Source organism: Mycobacterium sp. (assembly GCF_050701675.1).
Lineage (GTDB): Bacteria > Actinomycetota > Actinomycetes > Mycobacteriales > Mycobacteriaceae > Mycobacterium.
In genome coordinates, this window is the sequence record NZ_JBOGDD010000439.1 from 1 (window position 1) to 1,625 (window position 1,625).

A 1,625-nucleotide genomic window follows, 5' to 3' on the forward strand; every position below is an offset into this window, starting at 1 on the left:
GAGTTCCCGTCCCCGTCGGCTGACACTCCAAGTACCCGGGACCCGAAGTATCCGGGACCCGCGTTCCCACCTAATTCCCGTAGACTCCTCATCGGTCAGATGGCGATGAGGAGGCTGCGATGTTGCGACCACGACGTTTCGAGATGGAGATCGATCCCGGTCCGGTCCAGATCCAGGCGCGCAGGGTGCACTTCGACGTCGCGGACGTCCCGCTGCACTGGATTCCCGGTCACCCCGTGGCCTCCAACGTCGTCAGCCTGCTGAACGTCGTGCTCCCTGCGGCGGAGCGCTGGTTCGTCGCCGCCTATGACGAGGCGCTGCCGCTGGTGAAGGACCCCAAGTTGGCCGAGGACATGCGCGGGTTCATCGGCCAGGAGGCCACGCACGCCGACGTCCACGACAAGGTGCTCAACGAGTACCTGGTCACCCATGGCGTCGACGTCAAACCGATCCTCGATCAGATCGAGTACGTCTTCGAGAAGGTCCTGGCGCCCAACCCGTCCATCACCGACCCCAGGCGCAAGCTGAACCACCTGTGTGACCGGCTGTGGTTGATCGCTGCCATCGAGCACTACACGGCCCTGCTCGGCGACTTCTCGCTGAACTGCGCGTGGGATGACCACGACGCCAACCCCACGATCGTGGACCTGTTCCGCTGGCACGGCAGTGAGGAGGTCGAGCACCGCAACGTCGCGCATGACGTCGCCTCGTACTTCCACGACAGCTACCTCGACCGCATCCGCGCGATGATGATCGCCGTTGCCATGATCTTCGCGTTCTTCCAGCGCGGCGCCTGGTACCTGTCCAAGACCGATCCTGCCCTCGACGTGGGGTGGTTCCAGATGCAGCGCCTCCGGATGCGCGACTCCAAGCTCGGGCTCCTTCCGGAGTACCGAAAGTTGTTCGGGTCCAACACATTCATGTACTTCCGGCCCGGGTTCTCCCCGGAGGAGATGGGGTCGACGGCGCAAGCCGTGGCGTACCTGGCGAGCTCCCCCGCGGCCCGCGCGGCGCATCTGTGATGTTCACGCGCTTTCGGGAGACGCCGCCGAGCGCATTCGGGCGGTCCCGCCACGATCTCGTGGTCGGCGTCGCCGCCACGGTGCTGACGGGGTACTTCAACCTGTCGGGTGCCCTCCACAGGGTGGCGCCGCTGCCCGGCGTGGAGCGCCGTTTCCCGCTCGTCGTCGCCGACCGTCAGGTCGTCGCTCGGGATCAGGACGTCATCGCGCTGACGTTGCGCGCACCGGATCGCGGGAAGCTGCCGCGCTGGCATCCCGGCGCCCACCTCGACGTTCACCTGCCCAGTGGCCTGGTGCGGCAGTACTCGCTGTGCGGCGATCCCGGCATCGTCGACTCCTACCGAATCGCGGTGCGCCGCATACCAGGTGGCGGCGGAGGGTCGGTCGAAGTCCACGACGCGCTCATCGTCGGTGCGTCCATCACGACCAGCGGACCCCGCAACGCGTTCCCACTCACCGTGCCTGGCTACGGCTCGCCAGCCCAGCGTTTGCGGTTCATCGCGGGCGGCATCGGCATCACGCCGATCCTCCCGATGCTGGCGCAGGCGGAATGCCTCGGCGTGCACTGGTCGATGATGTATGCGGGCCGCAGCCGCGACACCC

At 66.9% G+C, this 1,625-nt stretch carries 2 protein-coding genes; both read left to right on the forward strand.

What is annotated here, in order from left to right:
* The first annotated feature begins 119 nt into the window (after positions 1–119).
* Complete coding sequence (locus ACRDUX_RS13235; RefSeq protein WP_526414484.1) at positions 120–1,022, forward strand: metal-dependent hydrolase; 903 nt, start codon at positions 120–122, stop codon at positions 1,020–1,022.
* Positions 1,022–1,625: ferredoxin reductase (locus ACRDUX_RS13240; RefSeq protein WP_526414485.1), on the forward strand; the 604-nt coding region annotated here is incomplete at its 3' end. The genes ACRDUX_RS13235 and ACRDUX_RS13240, both read left to right, overlap by 1 nt.